Raw genomic sequence first — 1,540 nt, forward strand, 5'->3', positions numbered from 1 at the left:
TCGTCGAGTGCGACCTTGCTCGTTGGCTTGCCCTGGTGGTTGTGAAGCAGCGTTCCCCCGATGATCTCAGCGACGTGGGCAGCCTGGGTCTTGGTCGGCATCTGGACGATCATGCAACCGCCTCCCCGCAGGCCACTTCGACCGCACGCCTGGCTCCGTTGGTGATATTGCCAGGTCGCTGACCAGGATGAGCTTGCCCATCTTGCGAGCAGGCACCGGAAGCTTGCCTTCCCTATACCAAGGGAAGGCGGTGTGCGGATGTATGCCGTTGGCAAGTGCCCAGTCACGACGGTTCACTAGCCCGTAGTCTAGCATTCTGGGTTGCCAAGAGTTGCTACCATCTACTACGACATCTGCACCGCGTGGGAGCAGATCAGTGCGGGTCGTGATTGCGCCTGCACACGCTCGAGCAATCAACTCAAGTACCAGCGCCTCCTCGCAACGGCAACCAGAGAGAGACGAGACCGTCGCTTCGCTCTGCGACACCTGACCGCAACGCCGACGAAGGGCTGCAACTGTTGCCAACCCAGAATTCTATACTGTCGAAATCTGCCAGGATTGGTGTTACTGAGAAATGAGAGGAGCACAGCCATGATCGAGTACACCTTGGGCGACATCTTCGACTGTGAGGCTGACGCGCTGGTCAACACCGTCAACTGCGTCGGTGTGATGGGTCGCGGGCTCGCTTTGCAGTTCAAGAACGTCTATCCCGGAAACTTCAAGGCTTACGAGGCTGCTTGCAAGCGAGAGGCTGTACAGCCCGGCCACATGTTCGTCTACGAGACGGGCCAGCTCACGGCGCCGCGATTCATCATCAACTTTCCCACCAAGCGGCACTGGCGCAACAAGAGCCGCATCGAAGACATCGAATCGGGCCTTGCCGATCTCGCCAAGGTCATCCGCGACTTAGGGCTTCGCTCCATTGCCATTCCCCCGTTGGGCTGCGGCCTGGCCGGGTTGGACTGGAACGAGGTGCGCCCCCGCATTGAACGCGCCCTAGCAGACCTTGCCGACGTGCAGGTGCTGGTGTTTGAACCCAACGGCGCTCCTGCCAGCAACAAGATATCCCACGTCCGGGAAGTGCCCAAGTCGTGCTAACCTCACCACAAGATAACAGGTCGAGTGATAACTTTCTGGTAGAGGAGGCGGAGTGACCAAGATCCCACCCATATCGAGCAAGACTGTGAAGCTTCCGAATGGCAACCGTGTCACGGTGACTGTCGGGTCGAACCGCTACGGCTTCTACAAGAAGGTAACTGTACGGCGACCCAACGGCAACAGCGAAACTCGCATCTATCAAAGGGGGTTGGTCGCGTCGTTTTTCCTGAGCGGCTACGACACCTCGATCCCCAAATGGGCGCAGGAGTAGCTGACGAGCAACGGCTAGGTCGTCCCGCCCGTCTTGCCTCGTCGTCCTGTTACGGCACATCCTCGCAAGCGGGCCGTGGCTAGTATCCCTCCTCAGAAGTTTGCGGAGAAACAATAGGCTCCAGGTATTTCTGCATTGAAGCGAAGATCTCGTCGGCGCTCTTGGTCCAGA

General features: G+C 58.7%; 2 protein-coding genes and 1 pseudogene. 2 read left to right on the top strand and 1 reads right to left on the bottom strand.

Annotated features, from left to right (window positions below):
• Positions 1–66: 66 nt before the first annotated feature.
• Positions 67–525, bottom strand: a complete 459-nt coding sequence (locus BUA24_RS12340; RefSeq protein WP_143146559.1) for a hypothetical protein — start codon at positions 523–525, stop codon at positions 67–69.
• A 66-nt stretch (positions 526–591) separates the two neighbouring features.
• Here BUA24_RS12340 and darG point away from each other — a divergent pair.
• Positions 592–1,089: pseudogene (gene darG / locus BUA24_RS11705) on the top strand (type II toxin-antitoxin system antitoxin DNA ADP-ribosyl glycohydrolase DarG); the annotation flags it as partial.
• 61 nt (positions 1,090–1,150) lie between these two features.
• Positions 1,151–1,369: a hypothetical protein gene (locus tag BUA24_RS11710; protein WP_072792788.1), complete on the top strand. Its 219-nt coding sequence runs from the start codon at positions 1,151–1,153 to the stop codon at positions 1,367–1,369.
• Positions 1,370–1,540: the final 171 nt, after the last annotated feature.

The sequence above is a fragment of the Ferrithrix thermotolerans DSM 19514 genome, from assembly GCF_900128965.1.
GTDB classification, from domain to species: domain Bacteria; phylum Actinomycetota; class Acidimicrobiia; order Acidimicrobiales; family Acidimicrobiaceae; genus Ferrithrix; species Ferrithrix thermotolerans.